Genomic DNA, 23,170 nt, shown 5'->3' with positions numbered 1-23,170 from the left:
TTTATTTTGTGCCTGCTCAGCCAAGTAGGCACTTTTTCGTCACAGGTTGAACGCTTAATCGTGTCAGCGTTGGGAGTCTTGCGCTGCACCTAAACTTAGAATGAATTCGTTTGCTGGTCACTGGATTAACAAGGAGGCGTTATGACGCCAACCGCTTTATTTCAATCGCTCTGGAATGATTATATTGAGCGCCTCTGCCCGTCGGCAGAGAAGGTGCATCAACTCTTACAAGAGGATGAGGCTCTGATTAATGATCATATCGCACTGCGTACCTTTAATGTTGCGCCACTAGGATTAGAGACGTTGGCAAAGCCATTTTTGGCACTAGGCTATCAGCCGTGTGGTGAGTATGAATTCAAAAGTAAAAAGTTGGCCGCCAAACATTTTGAGCACCCTGACCCTTTACAACCAAAAGTCTTCATCAGTGAACTGAAAGTGGAAGAGTGCTCGCCTGAATTGCAAGCGATAGTGGCGAAGTTGGTTGCACAGGTGGATGCCACGGCTTTAGCGGGAGAGGGTTTTCTGTATGGCGGCCGTTTATGGAGCTTAAGCCATGCTGATTATCTTACGTTGGCCAAAGAGAGTGAATACGCAGCTTGGCTTGCGGCGCACGGCTATGGTGCAAACCACTTTACAGTCAGCGTGAATCAGCTCAACGCGCTACATGAAGTGAAACAGGTCAATGACCATCTGCGCCAGCATGGCTTTAGCATCAATGAATCCGGTGGTGAAGTGAAAGGTTCGCCAGAGGTTCTACTGGAGCAATCCTCCACCATGGCAGATAAAGTGTTAGTGCGTTTTAACGAAGGTGCAGAAATGATTCCCGGTGGTTTCTATGAATTCGCTAAACGCTATCCAATGGCGAATGGTCAGCTTTATCCCGGATTTGTCGAAGCCTCAGCAGATAAGATTTTTGAAAGCACGAACCGCTAAATTTAGCGCCTCGTACAAATAAAAATAGCCACCGCAGGGTGGCTATTTTTTATCGGGAATGCTTAGCGAGTGCCGTAAACCACGATGGTTTTACCGTGGGCAGAGATCAGGTTCTGCTCTTCCAACATCTTCAGGATGCGACCAACGGTTTCACGAGAACAGCCAACAATTTGACCGATCTCTTGACGAGTGATCTTGATTTGCATGCCGTCAGGGTGAGTCATCGCATCTGGCTGACGCGCAAGGTTCAGCAGAGTTTGAGCGATACGGCCCGTTACGTCTAGGAACGCAAGGTCGCCAACTTTCTGGCTGGTCACTTGCAGACGACGAGCCATTTGACCTGAAAGGCGCATCAAGATATCTGGGTTTACTTGGATCAATTGACGGAATTTCTTAAATGAGATTTCAGCCACTTCACAAGGTGTTTTAGCACGAACCCAAGCGGTACGTTCTTGGCCTTCTTCAAACAAGCCAAGTTCACCGATAAAATCACCTTGGTTCAGGTAAGAGAGGATCATCTCTTTACCTTCTTCATCTTTAATCAGTACCGCCACTGAACCTTTCACGATGTAGTACAGCGTTTCCGCTTTTTCACCGGCGTGGATCAACGTGCTTTTTGATGGGTACTTATGAATGTGACAATGTGAAAGAAACCACTCTAGTGTTGGATCGGTTTGAGGTTTACCTAGAACCATAATAATCTCACTTCCTCTGCAGGGTACGCTTGCCGCTATCCATATTTTAGCGAAGCCTCAATTGGGCTTACTAGAATAAGAGGTGTTACCCAACGCTGCAAGCTCTCTTGTGTTTCGGTTAAGAATAGTATCCTTTTTCGGAAACGATTTCTTGATTTTAATCGTGTCACTAGTCTGATTTGCTACGCAAAACTGTGCACATGATCACGGTATGAAAAGTAAGCATTCATAACTGGTCGGATCTAGCCAATTTTCCCCGTTTCAATCAATTGTTGCAGCAGTGGGCGCACAATCAAATCCATCGCAAAACTCATTTTGCCGCCGGGGACAACAATGGTGTTATGGCGTGACATGAATGAGCCATCAATCATCGCCAACAAGTATGGGAAATCGACGTTTTTGATCCCACGAAAACGGATCACCACAAAACTCTCATCCAATGTCGGAATACCTTTGGCGTTGAGTGGGTTCGAGGTATCGACCGTGGGCACACGCTGAAAGTTAATGTGGGTGCGTGAAAACTGTGGGGTGATGAATTTGAGGTAGTCGTCCATTGAACGGACGATGGAATCCATCACCGCTTCACGTGAATGGCCGCGGTCGCGCGTATCACGTACGTATTTCTGAATCCACTCAAGGTTAACAATCGGCACCATACCAATCAAAAAGTCGACGTGTTGTGCAACATTGACATCACCATCGACCACGCCGCCGTGCAAGCCTTCATAAAACAGCACATCTGAGTTTTCGGGCAGTGATTGCCAAGGCGTAAACGTACCGGGCATTTGGTTATACGGAACTGCTTCATCAAAGGTGTGTAAGTAGCGGCGCACTTGGCCGGTGCCTACTTTTCCGTATTGGCGGAAGAATTCTTCAAGGGTTGGGAAATCGTTGGCTTGGGGACCAAAGTAACTGATATGGCGACCTTGCTCGCGCGCCTTGCGGATTTCTACATCCATTTCTGGACGAGTGAAGCGATGAAAACTGTCCCCCTCAACCCAAGCAGGCTTGATGCTCATCATATTGAACATCTTGCGAAAGGCTTCAGAGGTGGTTGTAGTACCGGCGCCGGAAGAACCCGTCACCGCAATAATCGGATGTTTGGCTGACATGACAAACCTTGTCCTTAAGTCCTTGATTTTGGTGCTAACTCAGGCACCACCCGGAAATGACTATAGCACGGAAAATGAAGCCGTCACTGCTTGGCTAAAACGGATGGCATTTAATATCGACGGTTTCATGCAATTCTGAATAGACGATCACAGCTTGCCCAGATTGTAACTGGGTACGTACTTGCGCGATTTTCTCCTCTAGCGAGATTTCAATATCACCATAGTCGGTGCCTTCACGCAGTACAAACTCGCGGATCAAATTGTCGAGTGTGTCTGGCGCAATTTGTTGCCATGGAATGATCATAAATACCTCTTTATTTTATGACGGTTCTCAACACGATTCGAAGCGCTTACTCCAAATCGTGTGAGCGTTTCCCCTTAAATGATACGGCATTAAAAGGAGAGGGGAGCGTTAGGATTGATGCAGAAAGTCATCACGCAGATGGGCGTAATATTCGGGCAGGGTTTGCTCTAGCCAAAAGCGCGGTTTTAGCCATGAGCCACAAAGAAAGCCCACATGCCCGCCATGCTCAAATAAACGATAATCGATATTGGCAGGCAGTGTGAAATTGGGGATCACGGCTTCGGTCATAAACGGATCGTCTTTGGCGTGGATGATCTGCGTCGGGACGCGGATCTGAGTGAGTTGCTTGAGTCCCGAACATTGCTGGTAGTAATCGGCGGCGTCTTGAAAGCCGTGTAGTGGTGCGGTGATCACATCATCAAACTCGGCCAGTTTTGCAATCGCGTGGATCCGTTCTGGGCGAATGGGAAAGGTGCTTTCTGGTAGTGAGTATTTTGCGATGGCATTTTTCTTCAAAGAAGAGAGTAAATATGCGCGATACACTTTAGAAAAACCTTGCTCAATACGTTGTGAGCAGGCGGCTAAATCCAGTGGTGCGGAAACTAAAGTGGCGGCACTGACGATAGGATCATCGCGATATTGCGCAAGGTAGTTAGCAAGCATGTTGCCGCCGAGTGAAACACCGACGGCAACGATCGGACGCTCTGGTAATTGTTTACGTAGGTACTCCAACACAAAACGCGCATCACCCGTTTCACCGGAGTGGTAAGCGCGCGCTAAATGGTTGGGTTTGCCGCTGCAGCCGCGAAAGTGCATCATGACGGAGAGCCAACCTTGCCGTGCAAAGGCGTACATCAAGCCGTTCGCGTAAGGGCTTTTAAAGCTACCTTCTAGGCCGTGGAACAACACAAACAGCGGTTTACGCTGGGCGTGTGGTGTGCGCCAATCTTCGCTCCAAGCCAGATCAAGAAAGTCACCATCCGGAGTGAATAGCGTTTGCCATTCGGCACTAAACAATGGCTGCTTACGCAGCAAGCGTGGCAACAGCGTTTGTAAGTGGGGATTAGCAAGCCCCTTGGCAGCGATAAATGGAGTCATGATTTTGAGTTGTCGGGTTCACAGTGCGGAGCAGAAAAAAGCTCGGCTAAGTATTCAGCGCCAAGCATTTTACAGTATTGCTGAGTGAGTGGTAGCGCTTGCGAGGGATAGAGTGTTAAACGATTGAGACAGTCAACCAAATCCGCTTGCTGCTGCTTTTCCAGTTGCAGTTCAAACTGCAGCGCTTCGCGATAAAGCGTATCTGGCAGATGGGTTTTAAGCCGACGTCGTAAATCACGAAAGCTGTGCAACAGTGTTTCTGATTGATTGAGACATTCGAGCACGGTTGGCCAGTCGGCTTCGGTTAAGGTGAGCTGCTGTTCATCTAGCCATTTGAGTAACAGCAGCAGATTAACATTGCCGTGATGGCTATTTTGCAATCGTAAGCACGCCTCTTTCACCTCGCGCACACTGTAATACTGCAAGCTGAATTGCCAGAGTCTTTCCAGTGTTAATCTTGGTTTGACGTGCTCATCACTCATTTAACCGTTGAACTCCTGTTCCATCTCTTCCAAGGTTTCCTGCTCGGCCATCCATTCTAGCTCGACTTGCTCTAGCTCGGATTTGGCGGCGGCTTGTTTCGCCAACACCTCAGTCAGTGTCGCTTTATTCTGTGCTTCGTACAGTGAGGTATCCGACAATTGCGCTTCCATCTCACTGATGACGTGGTTCAACTTATCGAGTTTCTCTTCTAACTGTGTCAGCTTTTTGCGAATTGGCGCAGTGAACTTACGAAAATCTGCTTCACGGCGCTTTTGCTCTTTTTTCGCGGCAGCACTGTTGGTGTTGTTTACAGTATTGCTTGGTTGTGCCTCTTTGCGTTCAGCTTTTTGTTGATCGGTGAGCCATTTGTAGTAGTCATTTAAGTCACCATCAAACGGGCCGACTTGGTGATCATGCACTAAATAGAGATCATCGGTTGTGGCACGCAGCAAATAGCGATCGTGGCTGACGATCACCATCGCCCCTTCATAGCTTTGTAGCGCAAGGGTCAGTGCTTGACGCATGTCCAAATCCAGATGGTTGGTGGGTTCGTCAAGCAGCAGTAAGTTGGGCTTTTGCCACACAATCAGCGCCAGCACTAAACGGGCCTTTTCACCACCCGAGAAGGGCGCGACTTTTTCGAGTGCTTTCTCACCATGGAAACCAAAGCTGCCTAAGTAGTTACGCAGTTCGAGCTCATTTTTGTCTGGCGCGATTTGCATCATGTGTTGCAGCGGCGTCTCTTCCGGATGCAGTGTTTCCAACTGATGCTGCGCAAAGTAACCAATTTTCACCCCTTGCGAGTAAGTGCAGTCACCCGATTGTGGTTTGAGCTCACCCGAGAGCAGTTTGATCAAGGTGGATTTACCTGCGCCGTTACGACCCAGTAGGCCGATACGACTGCCCGGCACCAGATTGAGGCGGATCTTCTCAAGGATTAAGTTATCGCCGTAGCCCGCCGCGACCTGATCCATCATCAGGATTGGGTTCGGCAGTGCTGCAGGTTCACGAAATTCAAAACTGAATGGGTTATCAAACTGTGCAGGCAGCACTTTTTCCATCCGTTCCAGTGCTTTGATCCGACTTTGTGCTTGGCGAGCTTTCGACGCTTTATAGCGGAAGCGATCAATGTAGCTTTGCATGTGTGCCATCTGCTTTTGTTGTTTTTGATAGATGGCTTGTTGCTGAAGCATTTTTTGCGCGCGCTGAGTTTCAAACGACGAGTAGTTCCCCGTGTATTCGTTCAGCGTCTGATTTTCAATATGCACAATGCGATTGACGATCGGATCGAGGAAATCGCGGTCATGCGAAATCAAGATTAGCGTGCCGGGGTAGCTTTGCAGCCAACGCTCCAGCCACATCACGGCATCCAAATCCAAGTGGTTGGTCGGTTCGTCGAGCAGCAGTAAATCTGAGCGACAAATCAGTGCTTGTGCCAAGTTCAGACGCATGCGCCAACCACCAGAAAATTGGGTCAGACTCCAGCTCATCTGTTCTTGAGTAAAGCCTAAACCGTCAAGCAGTTCTGAGGCGCGGGCGCGAATGCTGTAACCACCGACCATCTCGATTTTGCCATGCAGTTCGGCCACTTTGGTACCATTGTCGGCTGCTTCTGCATCCATCAATTGGCGTTCTAATTCGCGATATTCGCGATCGCCATCGATGACGTATTCCAATGCTGTGCGATCCAGCGCCGGTGTTTCCTGCGCTACCCAAGCCAGCTCCCAGTAGGCGGGTTTGCTGAAAGAGCCGGCATCGATGGTGAGTTCATCTTTCAGCAAGGCAAATAAGGTGGATTTACCACAGCCGTTTTTGCCCACTAAGCCGACTTTATCGCCGGGATGGATGGTTGCCGAAGCTTGCTCAAGGAGTGGTTTGCCGCCGCGCAGTAGCTGAATCTCAGAAAAGGTAATCATAAAAATCGTTTTATCGCCCGTTGAATTTTCGCCCGGAATAGTAGGAGGAATAAGGATAAATGTCGATCATTATACAAATTGGGTTATGATGCTGAGTAACGGATTAGTAACAAATAAGCGGAGTGCGCAACTTGGTCAACCGAGAGCAAACCAAAGCCAAAGTGTTGGTGGTGTATGCGCACCCCGATCCGCAACACTCCGTTGCCAATCAGGTGATGATTGAACACATTGCGGATTTAGAGCATGTCTCGATTGTCGACCTCTACGCCACTTACCCCAATTTTTTTATTGATGTGCATGTCGAACAGCAACGCCTGCGTGAGCATGATGTGCTGGTTTTGCAGCATCCGCTGTATATGTATTCCTGCCCTGCGCTCTTAAAAGAGTGGATCGATCGCGTGCTGAGCAAAGGCTTTGCGTTTGGCAAGCATAGTGAACTGAAAGGTAAATTGTGGCGCAGCGTGATCACCACCGGCGGTAACCATACCGCTTATGATCAACGTGGTTATAACCGTTACCCGCTGAATGAAATCCTACAGCCGTTTGAACTCAGTGCCGCTTTGTGTCAGATGCACTGGGTCGAGCCTTTGGTGCTGTATTGGTCACGCAACATCAGTGATGAAGAGCGTGCGCAACATGCAAAGCGTTATCGGCAATGGTTACAAGAGATCGCCCACTGGCAAGGAGAGTCCGATGACGCCACTGACCAGTGATTTTCTCAGCAGTAGTGTCGTGTTTCTTGCCGCGGCGGTGATTGCAGTGCCTATTGCACAGCGCGCTGGCTTAGGAACCGTATTGGGTTATTTGCTCGCAGGTGTTGCGATTGGTCCATGGGGATTGGGCTTAATTCGTGATGTGGAAGCCATCATGCACTTTGCCGAATTTGGGGTGGTGCTGCTGCTGTTTTTGATTGGCTTAGAACTGAACCCGAAAAAACTGTGGAATTTGCGTGGGCCTATTTTAGGTTTAGGTGGCGCGCAGGTGGTGGTAACGACCGCTGTACTGGCCAGCGCGGCACATTTGCTTGGCTTGAGTTGGCAAAGCGCATTAGTGGTCGGTATGGGGCTGGCGCTTTCTTCCACGGCCATTGCACTGCGCGTCATTGAAGAGCATGAATTGACACGTACTGAGGCCGGGCAGTCTGGGTTTGCGGTGTTGCTGTTTCAAGATATAGCGGTAATTCCCATGTTAGCTTTGCTACCGGTTCTTGCTGGTAACAGCAGTGGTGATTGGCTGAGTGCACTCTGGATGATGGGCGGGATCGCCGCTTTATTGCTGGGTGGGCATTTTTTACTGAATCCGCTGTTTCGGTACATCGCGTTGAGCGGAGTGCGTGAACTGTTTACTGTCGCGGCTTTACTGCTGGTAGTGGGCATTGCCTTGATGATGCAAAACCTCGGTCTTTCCATGGCTCTTGGCACTTTTTTGGCGGGCGTGATCCTTGCGGAAAGTGAGTTTCGCCACGAATTAGAAATTGCGATCGATCCCTTTAAAGGACTGCTACTAGGACTGTTTTTTATTTCGGTCGGTATGGCGGTAGATGTTGGGCTGTTACTCGTCAAGCCGCTGCAAATTATGTTGGCAGTGCTGGGTTTGGTGATCGTCAAAGGGCTGATCTTATATCTACTGGCTCGGCTCTCTGGAACGGTGGCTAAAGCACGCAGCAAAATGGCAGCGATTTTAAGCCAAGGGGGGGAATTCGCCTTCGTGATCTTTACTGCCGCCAACACGGAAGGCTTGTTGAACCATGCGCAAGTCTCCTTTTTGTTGGTGGTGGTCAGTTTGTCTATGGTGACCACGCCTTTACTACTCAGCGCTCAAAAACACTGGTTTGCCCGCCAACTCAATACCGAAGAAGCGCCTCTCACGCCCGATGTAGAAAACAAAGAGCCGCGTGTCATCATCGTCGGCTTTGGCCGTTTTGGGCAGATTGTCGGTCGTTTGCTGTACGCCAACAAAATCAAAGTGACCATTTTGGAAAGCGATGCTAGCCAAGTACGGTTGCTGCGTAAGTATGGCTATAAAGTTTTCTATGGCGATGCGAGCAATATTGAGTTATTGCGTGCTGCAGGCATTGAACAGGCTGAAGCTTTAGTGATTTGTACCGATGACCCAGAGCAAGTGATCAAAATTGTGGAGCTGTGCCAACATCATTTCCCCAAGCTCAAACTACTCGCGCGTGCTCGCAGCCGAGTTGAAGCTTATCAATTAATGAGTCTTGGCGTACAAAATTACACCCGAGAAACTTTCTTGAGCGCACTCGATTTGGGGCGAAAAGCCCTTATCCAATTGGGGATGCATCCTTATCAAGCGAAACGTGCCGAAGAGCATTTTCATCGTCTGGATAAGACTATGCTCAAAGAATTGCTACCGCAACATAATGAAGATAAACAACTGGAATTACGTGCCAAAGAAGCGCGTACCGAACTTGAAGAGATATTCAATCGGGAGATGGATAGTGATCAGCTCTCGCGCCAGTATTGGGAAAAGGAGTAGTACAATCTCGTGAAACAGAAAAAACGTTTTATTGCCGGAGCAACTTGCCCTCAGTGTAAAACGGCAGATGCCTTGCAATGGTGGATGGAGAACAGCATTGAGTTGGTTGAGTGCGTCGAATGTGGGTTCCATGAACAGCGTAAACCCAAGTCCGTCGAGCAGAGTCAGCATGCCAATCAACAGATGATCGGGATTTTTAAGCCAGAGTAATTGAGTTTCTGCGCATGATCTTCATAATATCGGCAACATTCCTCTCTTGGTTCGTATTTGACGACGAAGAGACAACCTCCCTGGAGCAGTTATGAAAATTGAAAAAAACACGGTAGCAAGTCTTGCTTACCAATTGACTATCGAAGATGGCGTGGTAGTGGATCAGTCTACTGTTGATGCGCCACTGGATTACCTGCACGGCCACAACAACCTGATCTCAGGTCTTGAGCGTGAGCTGGAAGGCAAAGTGGCTGGCGATAAGTTCACTGTAACGATCGCACCGGAAGATGCGTACGGCGAGCACAACGAAGATCTTGTACAGCGTGTTCCAGCTGAAGTGTTCCAAGGCGTTGATGAGCTTGAAGTGGGTATGCGTTTCCTCGCGGATACTGACCAAGGTCCAATCCCAGTTGAAATCACTGAAGTGGATGGCGATGAAGTCGTGGTTGATGGTAACCACATGCTGGCTGGCCAATCACTGACTTTCACCGTTGAAGTGGTTGCAGTTCGTGCAGCAACAGAAGAAGAAATGGCTCACGGCCATATCCACCAAGGTGGTGGCTGCTGTGGTGGTCATGACCACGATCACGACCATGATCATGAAGGCGGTTGCTGCGGTGGCGAAAGCCACGGTCACGAACACCATGGTCACGGCAAAAAAGAAGGCGGCTGCTGTGGCGGCGGTAGCTGTGGTTCTCACTAATTAGTGAATCCATTGATGCCTAAGTAATACGCTATTCGCGTACTACGTTCGGTTTGAAAAGCGCTAACCGCGATCCGGTTAGCGCTTTTTTATTGCTGATTCAGGCACTATACGCCAATCATCTAAAAGCAATGAAGTGGTTAACTCCGCTGGAGAAAAGAAGTTATGACACAGCCTTTTGCGATTGCCATTCATGGTGGTGCAGGCACGATTTTGCGTGAGCAGATGAGTGAATCATTGCGCACGGACATCCTTAACACCTTAGAACAGGCCGTGCGAGCCGGGCATCAATTGCTGACACAAGGTGCGGATGCATTGGATGCAGTCGTTGCTGCGGTGACGGTATTGGAGGATTCTCCTTTGTTTAATGCAGGCAAAGGATCGGTACTGACTCACAATGAAATGGTGGAAATGGATGCCTCAGTCATGCATGGTGCAATGCGTGAAGCGGGGGCGATAGCGGGCGTGCGCCACATTAAAAACCCGATTCAACTCGCGCGCGATGTGCTGCGTCATAGTGAGCATGTTTTTTTGATCGGCGAAGGGGCAGAGCAGTTTGCTTTCCAACAAGGCCATGTGTACACAGAGCAAGACTATTTCTTCACTGAACGCCGTTATGAACAGTTGCAAAACATGAAGCAGCAAGCTCGCTTTGCGCTTTCAGAAGCGTCCTATCAATCTGACGCCGCCAAGCAAGAGTCACCAAGTGAATATCCCGATGATAAGAAATTTGGCACGGTAGGCGCGGTGGCGCTGGATCAACAGGGCAATTTGGCGGCGGCGACCAGTACGGGTGGGATCACCAACAAGCGTTTTGGACGGGTGGGAGATTCCCCCGTGATCGGAGCTGGAACCATCGCTGAAAACGGCAATGTTGCCATCTCATGCACTGGAATGGGGGAGTATTTCATTCGTTATGCGGTGGCAGGAGATGTGGCGGCGCGAATGCGTTATCTCAAAGAAGATGTACATACTGCCTGTGAAACTGTCGTGCAAGGCGAACTAAAAACGGTGGGGGGCGAAGGCGGGTTAATTGCTATCGACAAGCGGGGTGATATTCACTTTGCCATGAACAGCTCTGGCATGTATCGCGCTTGTGTTGATCGTCATGGTCAATTCAGTGTGAAAATTTATGCTGACGAATAATCGATTCCTGATTATCGTTTACTAATAACCGAATGGATTTTCAAGGTCGTTTTATATGAATTTTTCATGCTTAAAAAATGACTGCAAGGATTCAAATTCGGTGCTAGAATCCTTTTTTAACTAGCAATCAGACTTGGAAAGATGGGTAATAACGTAGTCGTTCTTGGCACCCAATGGGGTGACGAAGGTAAAGGTAAAATCGTAGACCTTTTAACTGAAGATGCAAAATACGTGGTTCGCTACCAAGGCGGACATAACGCAGGTCACACTCTAGTAATCGACGGTCAAAAAACCGTTCTTCACTTAATTCCATCCGGTATTCTTCGCAACAACGTGAAATGTATCATCGGTAACGGTGTGGTACTTTCACCAGAAGCATTGCTTAAAGAAATGTCTGGTCTTGAAGATCGTGGTGTTCCTGTTCGTGAGCGTCTTTTCATTTCTGAAGCTTGTCCTCTGATCCTGCCATACCACGTTGCTCTTGACCAAGCGCGCGAAGCCGCTCGTGGCAAGAAAGCAATCGGTACGACGGGTCGTGGTATCGGCCCTGCGTATGAAGACAAAGTGGCTCGTCGTGGTCTGCGTGTTGGCGACCTATTCGACATGGCTTCTTTTGCTGAGAAACTGCAAGAAGTCATGGCATTCCATAACTTCCAACTTGAGCACTTCTACAAAGTAGAACCAGTAAGCTACGAAGCGGTACTGGAGCAGGCTAAAGGTTATGCAGAGCTGCTGACTTCTATGGTTATCGACGTGACTAACGAGCTGGATGCAGCGCGTAAACGTGGCGATAAAATCATGTTCGAAGGCGCGCAAGGTACACTGCTGGATATCGACCACGGTACTTACCCATATGTAACGTCTTCAAACACCACAGCGGGTGGTGTTGCTGCGGGTTCTGGTTTCGGTCCTCGTCACCTAGGTTACATTCTAGGTATCGCGAAAGCGTACTGTACTCGTGTTGGTGCAGGTCCATTCCCTACTGAACTGTTTGACGAAGTGGGCGATCACCTAGGCACTAAAGGCCATGAGTTTGGTGCAACCACAGGTCGTAAGCGTCGTTGTGGCTGGTTTGATGCAGTGGCAATGCGCCGTGCGATTCAAATCAACTCAGTAACCGGCTTCTGCCTGACGAAACTGGACGTTCTAGATGGTCTGAAAGAGATCAAGATCTGTACTGGTTACCAAATGCCTGACGGTTCTATTGCTGAAGTTTCACCAATGGCAGCTGACGCATTTGAAAACGTGACGCCAATTTTCGAAACTATGCCTGGTTGGTCTGAAACAACTTTCGGTGCAAAAACTCTGGCTGAATTGCCACAGACAGCACTGGATTACATCAAGCGTATCGAAGAGCTGACTGGCGTTCCGGTAGATATCATTTCTACTGGCCCAGATCGTAACGAAACGATCATTAAAGTTCACCCATTCAGCGCGTGATCTTGAGATAAAAAACAATAAGCCGACTCACTGAGTCGGCTTTTTTTTGCCATACTGTTGGTGGTATTTTGTGCGCCTGTGGCAAAAAGTTGCCGCAAAACGATAAACAAGCCTAAAGCGATAGCATGGAATGCCGATATAGAGAGCGAACCGGGTCAACGTGCAATGCGGCACGTCGTGGCTGCCGGTGTTATGTAAGAGTGTAGGTATGAAGCTACGAACGGTAGCCGCTTCCTTATTGCTTGCATGGCACTCCTCGTACAATCCTGCTTATGCGGCGGATTTAGGAGAGCCAGTGCCTATCTATTCGGAAGCTGAGCTAATCAAACTGATTGAAGAAAATAAGCATCTTGAGCGCGTAAAAGCCGATAATTGCCAGATTGTGGAAGATATTGTCGCGCGTGCGACGCGTATCAGTCTGCCCTCGTATGAGTTTCTGTATGGCGATATGCTGGCGTGGGGCGTGTGCGTTGATCAGGATGTTGAGCTTGGCCTCTATTATATGGAGAATGCGGCGCATCAAGGTTTGCCAGCGGCATTAGAGCAACTTGGGCGATACTACTCGCGTGGTACGCTAGTTCAACAAGATAAAGAGCGCGCCATTCCTTATCTGCGTGAAGCCGCAGCGATGGGTAACTTGAATGCACGTATTCAGCTTGCTGAGCTGTTATTGCGTGATTACGGTAGTCCGCTGGATTATGAAGACGCCTATCGCTGGTTATACAATTCCGTGACCGCCGATCAGCGTATGCACAATCGTATTGCCCTGCTTCGACAGGGGTTGGAGCGCCGCATGCCAGAAAACATCATCGCGCGAGCAAAACGTCGAGAAACGTTCTGGTAAAGTGCTTTACCAGAACGCAGATTTTTTAGTGTAAAAGTTATTAGCGTAAAAACTGACGCATTTCCTGCAGTGCTTGCATAATCTGCTGGCTAGAAATCTGCCGCACCTTCTCCGGTACTAGTTCGGCATTTAAGGCCTCCACTCGGCCACTCGGGTAGCTGACCAATATTTCCTTATCACTCACCAAAGCATAGTTAAAGTAACTGCCGATAATCGTCCATTCTCTCTGCGGACTTGCTTGCCAAAGCGGATATCCTAACGTGAATTCATTAAGTGGGTTCTGAACCCCTAAGACGTCTTGCATCAGCATAGGTGCCACATCGAGATGGGTAGTTTTATGGGTAAGAACACTCCCTTCTTTCTCTGGAATATAGATATACAGAGGTACGTGAACTTGCGCCATGCTGTAGTTACTGCCATGTCCCCAATAATTTTGCTGGTTATCATTAAACTCCTCACCATGGTCAGAAGTGATGATCACGATAGTATTGTTCAGCTCATTGCGGGCTTTTAGCTCATTGAGCACTTTACCGATCAACGAATCTACATAGTAGAGTGCATTGCGATAGCGATTATGATACGGCTCTGGGTTAAAGCCATTATTGAGTTTAATGTGATCCACCCGCTCCCAATAAGGGGTGAAAGGCGGTGTCATCGAGGTTGGAAAATCTGCCGCATGCGCTGAATCGTAAAACAGAAAACCAAAGTAAGGCTGGCTACGATCGCGCTGGTTTAAAAAGGTTAGAAAATCCTCTGTGATGCGCAGGTCACGCTGAGGCGAATTATCTCCAGGTGTGATTGTACGTAGTTGCGGGATTTGGCTGAATATGGTTCGGTCAAACGGTGGGCTATTGAGAGGGGCCGAGCCATAAATCGCAAACTGATAATTAAGATCAGCGAGCGCTTGCATCAATAGTGGGCGAGTTTGGCTGGTTTGGAATTTCTCCCAATAAGTGGCAGGTAATCCATAAAACAGACTAAATAACCCCGCCTGCGTTGAGTTGCCGCCACTCAAGTGATGTGTAAAGCGCGTCGCTTGCTGTCCAAAATGGGCAATGTTGGGTGTCACATCGCGATTGGCATCATCAAAACGCCAAGCATCGATACCAATCACTAGAATATTTGGTCGCTGTACGGGTGGCTCAATGCGTAGTGGGCGCAGAGGGTAGTTTAAAGCGCTACTGGTTGGGGCATGAAAATCCACTTGCTGACGACGAGCCGCTTGTGCATCGACAACACCCAGTTGATTGAAAAAGCGCTTAGCCGTTAAAGGATAATAGAGCGGCCAGTGGTAGCTGTAGCTTGGAATTTCGCTGTCGTAAGTGGCATCTTTCCATGCATGAATCATTTGGCTGCTCAGTAGAGCCAGTAGCCACAGACCGCAGGCCATTCCAATTAAGCGTGAACGTTGTACATGTTGTGCCAGTTTCATGATGAGCCACTGTGCAAAACCAATAACCAGTACGATCAGGCTAGCGATAACCAGCGTGTACCAAGAAACACTGATCACTTGTTGTCCGCCATGCAGCAGTAGATCCCACACAAAACCACTGAGATGGAAACGGTACTGCTGATACACTTCAATATCGACCATCAACAAAATGCTGACAACCCAAGAAACCACAAAAACAATACCATGTAGCAGCCGACTCGGTAACCAAGCCAGAGTAAGTGAACTGAGTGTGATGGCAAAAGCAAATAACCCAAACCAGCCAAACTGAGTGGTCATAAGATAACTATACGCCGTTGTGTTGTCAGAGCTGACCTCCATCCATTTCAGATAAGGCAGACCTAACAAACTCAATAAAACGGCGTTCAAAATAAAGTGACTAAAAAGCCACTGAATATTCTTTTTTATCATCAATAACATGTGGAATCCCCGTAGCAAATGGGATTGGTTGGACAGCAAAATCGTTGCAAATAATAACTTAAAAGTTGACTCAAGTCACATTACCTAGAATGATGAACTGGTTCTGTGCGTTGTCATTAGTTGTTAGTAGTGACAACGCAGTAGGATATAACTAACACCTTCCTAGATAAGCAGGTCTGCCTATGTCTGATACCACACATCTCGATCCTTTCGCTGATCGCGAAGCCGACAATTATGACAATCCAATTCCGAGTCGTGAGTACATTCTCGAATTTTTAACCCAAGCCAATGTTCCCATGAATCGCAACGATCTGTTCGAAGCCCTCAAACTAGAAGGTGAAGAGCAATATGAAGGGTTGCGTCGCCGCCTGCGGGCAATGGAGCGAGATGGCCAACTGGTGTTCACACGCCGCCAATGCTATGCCTTGCCAGAAAAGTTAGAAATGGTGAAAGGCTATGTGATTGGCCACAAAGATGGCCATGGCTGGGTACGTCCAGAAGGAAGCCTCAATAAAGAAGGCGATATCCTGTTACCTCATCATCAGATGCGTACGCTAATCCATGGTGATTATGTCTTAGTGCAACCAAGCGGTACCGATAAACGTGGCCGCAAAGAAGGGCGTTTGGTGCGCATTTTAGAAGAACGCAATGGCCAAATCGTTGGGCGTTTCTTTTTTGAATATGGTTATTCCTACGTAGTGCCGGATGACTCACGGATTCACCATGACATTTTGATCCCGAATGATTTACGTGCCGGAGCGCGTATGGGTAATGTGGTGGTGATCGAAATTACCGAGCGTGGCACGCGCAATCGCGGCATGATGGGGAAAGTGGTGGAAGTGCTTGGCGAAAATATGGCGCCGGGTATGGAAACTCAAATTGCGATTCGTACACACCAAATTCCTCATGAATGGCCAGCTGAAGTTGAACAGCAAGTTGCTGGGCTAGGTGAAGAAGTGCCTGAAGAAGCCAAGCAAGGTCGTGTTGATCTGCGCGCTTTGCCATTGGTGACTATCGATGGTGAAGATGCCCGCGACTTCGATGATGCAGTGTATTGTGAAGCGAAAAAAGGGGGCGGCTGGCGTTTATGGGTGGCGATTGCCGATGTGAGTTATTACGTACGACCTGATACGGCTCTGGATAAAGAGGCGATCAATCGCGGTAATTCGGTTTACTTCCCATCGCAAGTTGTCCCAATGCTGCCTGAAGTGCTGTCGAACGGCCTCTGTTCACTCAACCCACAAGTGGATCGCTTGTGTATGGTGTGTGAAATGACAATATCGGAAACCGGTAAACTGTCTGGCTACAAACACTATGAAGCGGTGATGAATTCACACGCTCGTCTGACTTACACCAAAGTGCACGAAATCCTCGAAGGAGATGAAGAGCTGCGTGAGCGCTATAAAGCGCTGGTTCCGCATCTTGAAGAGCTGCATAGAATGTATCAAGTGCTCAAGGGCGCACGTGATGAGCGTGGTGCCATTGAGTTTGAAACGGTGGAAACCAAATTCATCTTCAATGCTGAGCGTAAAATCGAAAGCATTGAGCCTGTGATCCGTAACGATGCTCACAAGCTGATTGAAGAGTGTATGATCCTCGCCAACATTGCCTCTGCCTCTTTGGTGGAGAAAGCGAAAGAAGCGGCGTTGTACCGTGTCCATGAGCCACCAGGTGAAGAACGTTTAACGGGCTTCCGTGATTTCCTCGGTGAGTTGGGATTGGATCTCTCTGGTGGACTTGAGCCGTCACCGACCGATTACGCGAATCTGATGAAACAAATCGGCGAGCGTCCGGACAAAGAACTGATCCAAACCATGCTGCTGCGTTCCATGAAGCAAGCGGTGTATAACGCGGATAACGCGGGTCACTTTGGCTTGGCGTTGAAACGCTACGCGCACTTTACGTCGCCAATCCGTCGTTATCCGGATTTGCTGCTGCATCGAGCGATCAAATACTTGATTGCTAAGCATGAAGGGCATAACCAAGACCGTTGGACACCAACAGGCGGTTATCACTACTCCTTCGATGACATGGACTTCTACGGTGAGCAGTGCTCCATGACTGAGCGCCGCGCTGATGATGCCACACGCGAAGTCTCAGACTGGCTCAAATGCGAGTACATGCAAGATCATGTGGGTGAAGAATTAGAAGGCGTGGTCGCGAACGTCACCAGTTTCGGCTTCTTTGTCCGTCTCACTGAGCTGCACATTGACGGCCTGGTACACATTTCGACTCTGGCTAACGACTACTACCACTACGATCCGATTGGTCAGCGTCTGGTGGGGGAAAGCTTTGGTGCCATCTACCGCCTTGGCGATGCGGTGAAAGTAAAAGTGCTAGCGGTAAACTTGGACGATCGTCAAATTGACTTTGAATTGGTTGAAACAAGTCGTAAGCTACGCGGCCAAGGTAAAACGGCGAAGAAACGAGCCGAAGAAGCCAGAGCCAAAGCGCAAGGTAAAAAAGAGGCTGCAACCAAAGGCGGCCGCGGTAAAGCACCGGTGAAATTACAGGCTAAACCACAGGCAGAAGCAACACGTCACCCAGAGGGTGAAGGTCGGGCTAAGCCGAAAAAGACCAAAGCGCCGAAAAAACGTAAAGACCAAGCTCGTAAGAAAACCAGCAAAGCACGAGACAAAACCAAATAGGTAAAACATGAGTAACGAATTGATTTATGGCATCCACGCAGTGAACGCGGTATTGCAACGCGATCCCGCGCGTTTTGTCGAAGCGTATGTGCTAAAAGGTCGTCAGGATGATCGCCTGCTACCTGTGCTCAACGAACTGATGCGCCTCGGTGTTTCAATTCAAGAGATGAGCCGTAAAGCGCTGGATGACAAAGCGGAAGGCGCAAACCATCAAGGACTGATTGCCCGTGTTAAACCCGCTCGTCAACTCAATGAAAATGATCTTGACGATATCCTCGCTCAGCATGAACAGCCACTGCTGCTGGTGTTGGACGGAGTGACTGATCCACACAACTTAGGTGCTTGCCTGCGTAATGCTGATGCAGCAGGTGTTGCAGCAGTCATTGTACCGAAAGACAAATCGGCACCAATGACCGCAACCGTAAGTAAAGTGGCGTGTGGCGCGGCAGAAACCGTACCGCTCGTGCGCGTCACCAACTTAGCGCGCACAATGCGTGCGTTGCAAGAAAAGGGCGTATGGTTTGTTGGTACCGCCGGTGAAGCGACTCATGACATCTACCAAAGCAAACTGACTGGGCCTCTGGCTATCGTCATGGGCGCAGAAGGGGATGGTATGCGTCGTTTAACCCGCGAAACGTGTGATGGACTGATTAAAATCCCGATGGCTGGGAGTGTCTCTAGCCTCAACGTTTCTGTTGCTTGTGGTATCTGCTTGTTTGAAGCCGTGCGCCAACGCATGGCGAATTGATAAGCTTACTGTCGCTACACAAAATAACGGGCACGAAAGTGCCCGTTTGTTTTTTCTTCGTTCTTCCTATCTAAGCTAAGATTGGCTTCATCAAGCCAGCGACTGGATTTAATTCCGTTTATTTTTCAGACATCCCTTGCAACTGAAACTGTGATCGGTATAATGCCCCGCACTGGTTAAGCCAGTTGTGAACCAATGAGCAGCGAGGAGCTGACCCATCTTATTGATAGGTTAGGTAATGTATACTCAGCTTATGTTCGCAGTTAATAAAAATTTAGCTTTCACTATCTTGCGATAGTTCAGGTTAATCACCTATTAGCTGACAATGCGTCCTAATCTTGGATGCTACGGTTTCACATAAATCAATCGGCATTCTCTCGTCTTGACGAGTTTGAGTGGCGATATTGTTTGTGTAATTTTTTAATATTGGAGCTCTGTCTCATGCAGAACCAACGTATCCGTATCCGCCTGAAAGCTTTCGATTACAAACTGATCGATGCTTCTACAGCGGAAATCGTTGAAACAGCTAAGCGCACTGGCGCACAGGTTCGTGGTCCAATCCCACTGCCAACTCGTAAAGAGCGTTTCACTGTTCTTATCTCTCCACACGTTAACAAAGATGCTCGTGATCAGTACGAAATCCGTACTCACAAACGTCTAATCGACATCGTTGAACCAACAGACAAAACTGTTGATGCTCTGATGCGTCTAGACCTTGCTGCGGGCGTTGACGTACAAATTAGCCTAGGTTAAGGGAGATTAGAAGAATGATTGGTCTAATCGGTCGTAAAGTGGGCATGACCCGCGTATTTACTGAAGACGGCGTTTCTATTCCAGTAACTGTTGTTGAAGTTGAAGCAAACCGCGTTTCTCAAGTGAAAACTCTTGAAACTGACGGCTACGCTGCAATCCAAGTAACTGCTGGTTCTAAGAAAGCTAACCGTGTTACTAAGCCAGAAGCTGGCCACTTCGCGAAAGCGGGTGTAGAAGCTGGTCGCGGTCTTTGGGAATTCCGTTTGGAAAACGGTGAAGAGTTTGCAGTAGGTTCTGAACTGACTGTTGAACTGTTCAACGAAGTAAAAAAAGTAGACGTTACTGGTACATCTAAAGGTAAAGGTTTCCAAGGCGCTGTTAAGCGTTGGAACTTCCGTACTCAAGATATGACTCACGGTAACTCATTGTCTCACCGTGCACCGGGTTCAATTGGCCAATGTCAAACTCCAGGTCGCGTGTTCAAAGGCAAAAAAATGGCAGGTCACATGGGTGCTGAGCGTGTAACGACTCAAAACCTAGAGATCGTACGTGTTGACGCTGAGCGCAATCTGCTTCTTATTAAAGGTGCAGTCCCAGGCGCAACTGGCGGTAACGTGATCGTCAAACCAGCTGTTAAAGCGTAACGTCTAGGAGTAAGTAATGGAATTGATGGTTAAAGGTGCTAACGCACTAACTGTTTCCGAAACTACTTTCGGACGTGAGTTCAACGAAGCTCTTGTACACCAAGTAGTTGTTGCTTATGCAGCAGGTGCTCGTCAAGGTACTCGTGCTCAAAAGACACGTTCAGAAGTTTCTGGCGGTGGCGCTAAGCCATGGCGTCAAAAAGGTACTGGCCGTGCACGTGCTGGTACAATCCGTAGCCCAATCTGGCGTACAGGTGGTGTTACTTTTGCTGCGAAACCACAAGATCACAGCCAAAAAGTAAACAAAAAAATGTACCGTGGTGCTATGAAGAGCATTCTGTCTGAGCTAGTTCGTCAAGAGCGTTTGATCGTTGTTGAAAACTTCTCTGTTGAAGCTCCAAAGACCAAAGCTCTGGTAGCTAAGCTAAAAGAACTTGAGCTGAACGATGTTCTCATCGTTACTGGCGAAGTAGACGAGAATCTGTTCTTAGCTGCGCGTAACCTGTACAAAGTTGACGTGCGTGACGTAACTGGTATCGACCCAGTAAGCCTGATCGCATTTGACAAGGTTCTTATGACTGCTGCTGCAGTTAAGCAAGTTGAGGAGATGCTGGCATGATCCGTGAAGAGCGTCTACTAAAAGTTCTACGTGCTCCGCACATCTCTGAAAAAGCAACTATGTCTGCTGAGAAAGCGAACACTATCGTTTTCAAAGTAGCAAAAGATGCCACTAAGAAAGAGATCAAAGCAGCTGTAGAAAAGCTATTTGAAGTTGAAGTTAAGTCTGTAAATACCCTGATCATCAAGGGTAAGACCAAGCGTCAAGGTCTGCGCCAAGGCCGTCGTTCAGACGTGAAAAAAGCGTACGTGACTTTGAATGAAGGTCAAGATCTTGACTTCGTTGGCGGCGCGGAATAACAGGAGTAGTTGAAAAATGGCTATTGTTAAATGTAAGCCGACTTCGGCTGGTCGTCGTCACGTTGTTAAAGTTGTTAACGCTGACCTGCACAAGGGTAAGCCATACGCCCCTCTTCTAGAGAAAAACTCTAAGAACGGTGGTCGTAACAACAACGGTCGTATCACAGTACGTCACATCGGTGGTGGCCACAAGCAACACTACCGTTTGGTTGACTTCAAACGTACTAAAGACGGTATCCCAGCGAAAGTTGAGCGTCTAGAATACGATCCAAACCGTAGTGCAAACATCGCTCTAGTTCTGTACGCAGACGGTGAGCGTCGTTACATCATTGCACCGAAAGGTCTGCGTGCTGGTGACGTTATCCAATCTGGCCCTGATGCGCCGATTAAAGCGGGTAACGCAATGCCGATGCGCAACATCCCAGTTGGTTCAACTATCCACAACGTTGAATTGACTCCAGGAAAAGGTGCACAGCTGGCTCGTTCTGCTGGTGCGTACGCGCAACTAGTAGCTCGTGACGGTGCTTATGTAACTATCCGTCTACGTTCTGGTGAAATGCGTAAAGTGCTGTCTGAAGGCCGTGCAACTATCGGTGAAGTAGGCAACGCTGAGCACATGCTGCGTGAACTAGGTAAAGCTGGTGCAGCGCGCTGGCGTGGTGTTCGTCCAACCGTTCGCGGTGTGGTAATGAACCCGGTTGATCACCCACACGGTGGTGGTGAAGGCCGTACTTCTGGTGGTCGTCACCCAGTATCTCCTTGGGGCGTTCCAACCAAAGGCTACAAGACACGTAGTAACAAACGCACTGACAAGTACATCGTACGTCGTCGTAATAAGTAATCTATTTAAGAGGATAAGCCATGCCACGTTCTCTCAAGAAAGGTCCATTTATTGACCTACACTTGCTGAAGAAGGTAGAGAAAGCGGTGGAAAGCGGAGACAAAAAGCCTATTAAGACTTGGTCCCGTCGTTCAATGATCATTCCAACAATGATCGGTTTGACCATCGCTGTCCATAATGGTCGTCAACACGTTCCAGTTTTCGTAACTGACGAGATGATCGGTCACAAATTGGGCGAATTTGCACCTACTCGTACTTACCGCGGTCACGCTGCGGATAAGAAAGCTAAGAAGAAATAAGGGGTAAATGATGGAAGCTATCGCTAAACATAACTTTGCTCGTATTTCTCCTCAGAAAGCTCGCTTAGTTGCAGACCAAATCCGCGGTAAATCTGTGGATCAAGCGCTAGAACTTCTGACCTTCAGCAACAAAAAAGCGGCTGAACTGGTTAAGAAAGTTCTGGAATCTGCAATCGCGAACGCAGAGCACAACGAAGGTGCAGACATCGACGATCTACGTGTCGCTAAAATCTTCGTAGATGAGGGCCCAGTCATGAAGCGTATTATGCCTCGTGCTAAAGGCCGTGCGGATCGTATCTTGAAGCGTTCAAGCCACATTACTGTGGTTGTCGCAGATCGCTAAGAGACTAGGAGAGTAAGCAATGGGTCAGAAAGTACATCCAAATGGTATTCGTCTAGGCATCGTTAAGCCTTGGAATGCTACATGGTTTGCTAACACCAAAGATTTCGCTGACAACCTAGACGGCGACTTCAAGGTACGTCAATACCTGTCTAAGGAATTGGCAAACGCGTCTCTGTCACGCATCGTTATCGAACGTCCTGCGAAAAGCATCCGTGTGACTATTCACACTGCTCGTCCAGGTGTTGTTATCGGTAAGAAAGGCGAAGACGTTGAAAAACTGCGTGCAGCAGTAGCAAAAATTGCTGGCGTACCAGCGCAAATCAACATCGCTGAAGTACGTAAGCCTGAGCTGGATGGTCAGCTTGTGGCTGATAGCATCGCGTCTCAACTAGAGCGTCGCGTAATGTTCCGTCGTGCTATGAAGCGCGCAGTACAAAACGCAATGCGCCTAGGCGCTAAAGGTATCAAAGTGGAAGTAAGCGGTCGTTTAGGCGGCGCTGAAATCGCTCGTTCAGAGTGGTACCGTGAAGGTCGTGTACCTCTACACACTCTGCGTGCTGACATTGATTACGCAACTTCTTCGGCTCACACCACCTACGGTGTAATCGGCGTTAAAGTCTGGATCTTCAAAGGTGAGATCCTGGGCGGTATGCCAGCAGCAACTGAAGCTGCAGAGCCAAAGGCTGACAAGCCTAACAAGAAGCCGCGTAAAGGCCGTAAGTAAGG

25 protein-coding genes are annotated in these 23,170 nt (G+C 48.5%); 18 read left to right on the top strand and 7 right to left on the bottom strand.

Going from position 1 to position 23,170, the window contains the following annotated elements:
* Positions 1 to 141 precede the first annotated feature (141 nt).
* A complete protein-coding gene (locus MKA69_RS03105) occupies positions 142 to 933 on the top strand; it encodes a DUF1338 domain-containing protein (protein WP_055030908.1) in 792 nt (263 codons plus the stop codon).
* A 62-nt stretch (positions 934 to 995) separates the two neighbouring features.
* Here the strand turns inward: MKA69_RS03105 and crp are convergent, their stop codons facing one another.
* From crp to MKA69_RS03075, 6 genes are all read right to left on the bottom strand, one after another.
* Positions 996 to 1,628 (bottom strand): cAMP-activated global transcriptional regulator CRP, encoded by a 633-nt coding sequence (gene crp / locus MKA69_RS03100; RefSeq protein ID WP_000242749.1) that lies wholly within the window; start codon positions 1,626 to 1,628, stop codon positions 996 to 998.
* A gap of 242 nt (positions 1,629 to 1,870) precedes the next feature.
* Complete coding sequence (locus tag MKA69_RS03095; protein WP_001274669.1) at positions 1,871 to 2,740, bottom strand: phosphoribulokinase; 870 nt, start codon at positions 2,738 to 2,740, stop codon at positions 1,871 to 1,873.
* 94 nt (positions 2,741 to 2,834) lie between these two features.
* Complete coding sequence (locus MKA69_RS03090) at positions 2,835 to 3,044, bottom strand: YheU family protein (RefSeq protein ID WP_000586572.1); 210 nt, start codon at positions 3,042 to 3,044, stop codon at positions 2,835 to 2,837.
* 108 nt (positions 3,045 to 3,152) lie between these two features.
* On the bottom strand, positions 3,153 to 4,142 hold the full coding sequence (locus MKA69_RS03085; RefSeq protein WP_305847482.1) for a hydrolase: 990 nt from the start codon (positions 4,140 to 4,142) through the stop codon (positions 3,153 to 3,155).
* Entirely contained in the window at positions 4,139 to 4,624 is a 486-nt protein-coding gene (locus tag MKA69_RS03080; protein ID WP_305847481.1) for a TIGR02444 family protein, read from the bottom strand. The genes MKA69_RS03085 and MKA69_RS03080 overlap by 4 nt, the downstream gene beginning before the upstream one ends.
* The gene (locus MKA69_RS03075; RefSeq protein WP_305847480.1) at positions 4,625 to 6,541 is read right to left on the bottom strand and encodes an ABC transporter ATP-binding protein; all 1,917 of its coding nucleotides are present in this window, start codon (positions 6,539 to 6,541) and stop codon (positions 4,625 to 4,627) included.
* A 122-nt stretch (positions 6,542 to 6,663) separates the two neighbouring features.
* On the opposite strand from MKA69_RS03075, the gene kefG reads away from it, so the two are divergent.
* From kefG to MKA69_RS03040, 7 genes are all read left to right on the top strand, one after another.
* Positions 6,664 to 7,254 (top strand): glutathione-regulated potassium-efflux system ancillary protein KefG, encoded by a 591-nt coding sequence (gene kefG, locus MKA69_RS03070; RefSeq protein ID WP_001245310.1) that lies wholly within the window; start codon positions 6,664 to 6,666, stop codon positions 7,252 to 7,254.
* The gene (gene kefB, locus MKA69_RS03065; protein WP_055043507.1) at positions 7,235 to 9,037 is read left to right on the top strand and encodes a glutathione-regulated potassium-efflux system protein KefB; all 1,803 of its coding nucleotides are present in this window, start codon (positions 7,235 to 7,237) and stop codon (positions 9,035 to 9,037) included. Before kefG ends, kefB begins: the two co-directional genes overlap by 20 nt.
* Before the next feature lie 9 nt (positions 9,038 to 9,046).
* Positions 9,047 to 9,247 (top strand): YheV family putative zinc ribbon protein, encoded by a 201-nt coding sequence (locus MKA69_RS03060; protein WP_000810612.1) that lies wholly within the window; start codon positions 9,047 to 9,049, stop codon positions 9,245 to 9,247.
* 91 nt (positions 9,248 to 9,338) lie between these two features.
* Positions 9,339 to 9,950 carry a peptidylprolyl isomerase gene (slyD, locus tag MKA69_RS03055; RefSeq protein WP_305847479.1) on the top strand — a complete coding sequence of 204 codons (612 nt, stop codon included), beginning with the start codon at positions 9,339 to 9,341 and terminating at the stop codon, positions 9,948 to 9,950.
* Positions 9,951 to 10,115: 165 nt separating this feature from the next.
* The gene (locus MKA69_RS03050; protein WP_305847478.1) at positions 10,116 to 11,096 is read left to right on the top strand and encodes an isoaspartyl peptidase/L-asparaginase family protein; all 981 of its coding nucleotides are present in this window, start codon (positions 10,116 to 10,118) and stop codon (positions 11,094 to 11,096) included.
* A gap of 141 nt (positions 11,097 to 11,237) precedes the next feature.
* Positions 11,238 to 12,536, top strand: coding sequence for an adenylosuccinate synthase (locus MKA69_RS03045; RefSeq protein WP_000527937.1), 1,299 nt, complete (start codon positions 11,238 to 11,240; stop codon positions 12,534 to 12,536).
* Positions 12,537 to 12,744: 208 nt separating this feature from the next.
* Complete coding sequence (locus MKA69_RS03040) at positions 12,745 to 13,380, top strand: tetratricopeptide repeat protein (protein ID WP_000776943.1); 636 nt, start codon at positions 12,745 to 12,747, stop codon at positions 13,378 to 13,380.
* 40 nt (positions 13,381 to 13,420) lie between these two features.
* Here MKA69_RS03040 and MKA69_RS03035 read toward each other — a convergent pair whose 3' ends face one another.
* The gene (locus tag MKA69_RS03035; protein WP_305847477.1) at positions 13,421 to 15,250 is read right to left on the bottom strand and encodes a DUF3413 domain-containing protein; all 1,830 of its coding nucleotides are present in this window, start codon (positions 15,248 to 15,250) and stop codon (positions 13,421 to 13,423) included.
* A 182-nt stretch (positions 15,251 to 15,432) separates the two neighbouring features.
* Between MKA69_RS03035 and rnr the strand changes: the two genes are divergently transcribed.
* The 10 genes from rnr (at position 15,433) to rpsC (ending at position 23,168) form a co-directional block, all read left to right on the top strand.
* Positions 15,433 to 17,898, top strand: a complete 2,466-nt coding sequence (rnr, locus tag MKA69_RS03030; RefSeq protein WP_055043512.1) for a ribonuclease R — start codon at positions 15,433 to 15,435, stop codon at positions 17,896 to 17,898.
* A 7-nt stretch (positions 17,899 to 17,905) separates the two neighbouring features.
* The gene (gene rlmB / locus MKA69_RS03025; RefSeq protein ID WP_000064144.1) at positions 17,906 to 18,646 is read left to right on the top strand and encodes a 23S rRNA (guanosine(2251)-2'-O)-methyltransferase RlmB; all 741 of its coding nucleotides are present in this window, start codon (positions 17,906 to 17,908) and stop codon (positions 18,644 to 18,646) included.
* Positions 18,647 to 19,087: 441 nt separating this feature from the next.
* Positions 19,088 to 19,399 carry a 30S ribosomal protein S10 gene (rpsJ, locus tag MKA69_RS03020; RefSeq protein WP_001181007.1) on the top strand — a complete coding sequence of 104 codons (312 nt, stop codon included), beginning with the start codon at positions 19,088 to 19,090 and terminating at the stop codon, positions 19,397 to 19,399.
* Between the two features lie 14 nt (positions 19,400 to 19,413).
* Positions 19,414 to 20,043 carry a 50S ribosomal protein L3 gene (gene rplC / locus MKA69_RS03015; RefSeq protein WP_000579660.1) on the top strand — a complete coding sequence of 210 codons (630 nt, stop codon included), beginning with the start codon at positions 19,414 to 19,416 and terminating at the stop codon, positions 20,041 to 20,043.
* A gap of 16 nt (positions 20,044 to 20,059) precedes the next feature.
* The gene (gene rplD / locus MKA69_RS03010; protein WP_000422344.1) at positions 20,060 to 20,662 is read left to right on the top strand and encodes a 50S ribosomal protein L4; all 603 of its coding nucleotides are present in this window, start codon (positions 20,060 to 20,062) and stop codon (positions 20,660 to 20,662) included.
* Positions 20,659 to 20,961, top strand: a complete 303-nt coding sequence (gene rplW, locus MKA69_RS03005) for a 50S ribosomal protein L23 (RefSeq protein WP_000617540.1) — start codon at positions 20,659 to 20,661, stop codon at positions 20,959 to 20,961. Before rplD ends, rplW begins: the two co-directional genes overlap by 4 nt.
* Positions 20,962 to 20,977: 16 nt before the next feature.
* The gene (gene rplB, locus MKA69_RS03000; RefSeq protein ID WP_001018909.1) at positions 20,978 to 21,802 is read left to right on the top strand and encodes a 50S ribosomal protein L2; all 825 of its coding nucleotides are present in this window, start codon (positions 20,978 to 20,980) and stop codon (positions 21,800 to 21,802) included.
* 20 nt (positions 21,803 to 21,822) lie between these two features.
* Entirely contained in the window at positions 21,823 to 22,101 is a 279-nt protein-coding gene (gene rpsS, locus MKA69_RS02995) for a 30S ribosomal protein S19 (protein WP_001138114.1), read from the top strand.
* Between the two features lie 10 nt (positions 22,102 to 22,111).
* Positions 22,112 to 22,444, top strand: a complete 333-nt coding sequence (rplV, locus tag MKA69_RS02990; protein WP_000387269.1) for a 50S ribosomal protein L22 — start codon at positions 22,112 to 22,114, stop codon at positions 22,442 to 22,444.
* A 19-nt stretch (positions 22,445 to 22,463) separates the two neighbouring features.
* On the top strand, positions 22,464 to 23,168 hold the full coding sequence (gene rpsC, locus MKA69_RS02985; RefSeq protein WP_000529941.1) for a 30S ribosomal protein S3: 705 nt from the start codon (positions 22,464 to 22,466) through the stop codon (positions 23,166 to 23,168).
* Positions 23,169 to 23,170: the final 2 nt, after the last annotated feature.

Origin of the sequence: Vibrio sp. AH4 (assembly GCF_030710545.1) — a bacterium.
Classification (GTDB): domain Bacteria; phylum Pseudomonadota; class Gammaproteobacteria; order Enterobacterales; family Vibrionaceae; genus Vibrio; species Vibrio metoecus.
Note: the sequence above shows the minus strand (reverse complement) of the source record. Positions and strands in the feature narration are given on the sequence as shown.

Excerpts from the sequence above, each read along its gene's own strand:
- rpsS (WP_001138114.1), top strand. The coding sequence starts at position 21,823 with ATGCCACGTTCTCTCAAGAAAGGTCCATTTATTGACCTACACTTGCTG.
- MKA69_RS03095 (WP_001274669.1), bottom strand. The coding sequence starts at position 2,740 with ATGTCAGCCAAACATCCGATTATTGCGGTGACGGGTTCTTCCGGCGCC.
- crp (WP_000242749.1), bottom strand. The coding sequence starts at position 1,628 with ATGGTTCTAGGTAAACCTCAAACCGATCCAACACTAGAGTGGTTTCTT.
- rplV (WP_000387269.1), top strand. The coding sequence starts at position 22,112 with ATGGAAGCTATCGCTAAACATAACTTTGCTCGTATTTCTCCTCAGAAA.
- slyD (WP_305847479.1), top strand. The coding sequence starts at position 9,339 with ATGAAAATTGAAAAAAACACGGTAGCAAGTCTTGCTTACCAATTGACT.
- rlmB (WP_000064144.1), top strand. The coding sequence starts at position 17,906 with ATGAGTAACGAATTGATTTATGGCATCCACGCAGTGAACGCGGTATTG.
- rnr (WP_055043512.1), top strand. The coding sequence starts at position 15,433 with ATGTCTGATACCACACATCTCGATCCTTTCGCTGATCGCGAAGCCGAC.
- rplD (WP_000422344.1), top strand. The coding sequence starts at position 20,060 with ATGGAATTGATGGTTAAAGGTGCTAACGCACTAACTGTTTCCGAAACT.
- MKA69_RS03045 (WP_000527937.1), top strand. The coding sequence starts at position 11,238 with ATGGGTAATAACGTAGTCGTTCTTGGCACCCAATGGGGTGACGAAGGT.
- rpsJ (WP_001181007.1), top strand. The coding sequence starts at position 19,088 with ATGCAGAACCAACGTATCCGTATCCGCCTGAAAGCTTTCGATTACAAA.
- rplC (WP_000579660.1), top strand. The coding sequence starts at position 19,414 with ATGATTGGTCTAATCGGTCGTAAAGTGGGCATGACCCGCGTATTTACT.
- kefB (WP_055043507.1), top strand. The coding sequence starts at position 7,235 with ATGACGCCACTGACCAGTGATTTTCTCAGCAGTAGTGTCGTGTTTCTT.
- rplB (WP_001018909.1), top strand. The coding sequence starts at position 20,978 with ATGGCTATTGTTAAATGTAAGCCGACTTCGGCTGGTCGTCGTCACGTT.
- MKA69_RS03085 (WP_305847482.1), bottom strand. The coding sequence starts at position 4,142 with ATGACTCCATTTATCGCTGCCAAGGGGCTTGCTAATCCCCACTTACAA.
- MKA69_RS03040 (WP_000776943.1), top strand. The coding sequence starts at position 12,745 with ATGAAGCTACGAACGGTAGCCGCTTCCTTATTGCTTGCATGGCACTCC.
- rplW (WP_000617540.1), top strand. The coding sequence starts at position 20,659 with ATGATCCGTGAAGAGCGTCTACTAAAAGTTCTACGTGCTCCGCACATC.
- MKA69_RS03035 (WP_305847477.1), bottom strand. The coding sequence starts at position 15,250 with ATGTTATTGATGATAAAAAAGAATATTCAGTGGCTTTTTAGTCACTTT.
- MKA69_RS03050 (WP_305847478.1), top strand. The coding sequence starts at position 10,116 with ATGACACAGCCTTTTGCGATTGCCATTCATGGTGGTGCAGGCACGATT.
- rpsC (WP_000529941.1), top strand. The coding sequence starts at position 22,464 with ATGGGTCAGAAAGTACATCCAAATGGTATTCGTCTAGGCATCGTTAAG.
- MKA69_RS03080 (WP_305847481.1), bottom strand. The coding sequence starts at position 4,624 with ATGAGTGATGAGCACGTCAAACCAAGATTAACACTGGAAAGACTCTGG.
- MKA69_RS03075 (WP_305847480.1), bottom strand. The coding sequence starts at position 6,541 with ATGATTACCTTTTCTGAGATTCAGCTACTGCGCGGCGGCAAACCACTC.
- MKA69_RS03105 (WP_055030908.1), top strand. The coding sequence starts at position 142 with ATGACGCCAACCGCTTTATTTCAATCGCTCTGGAATGATTATATTGAG.
- MKA69_RS03090 (WP_000586572.1), bottom strand. The coding sequence starts at position 3,044 with ATGATCATTCCATGGCAACAAATTGCGCCAGACACACTCGACAATTTG.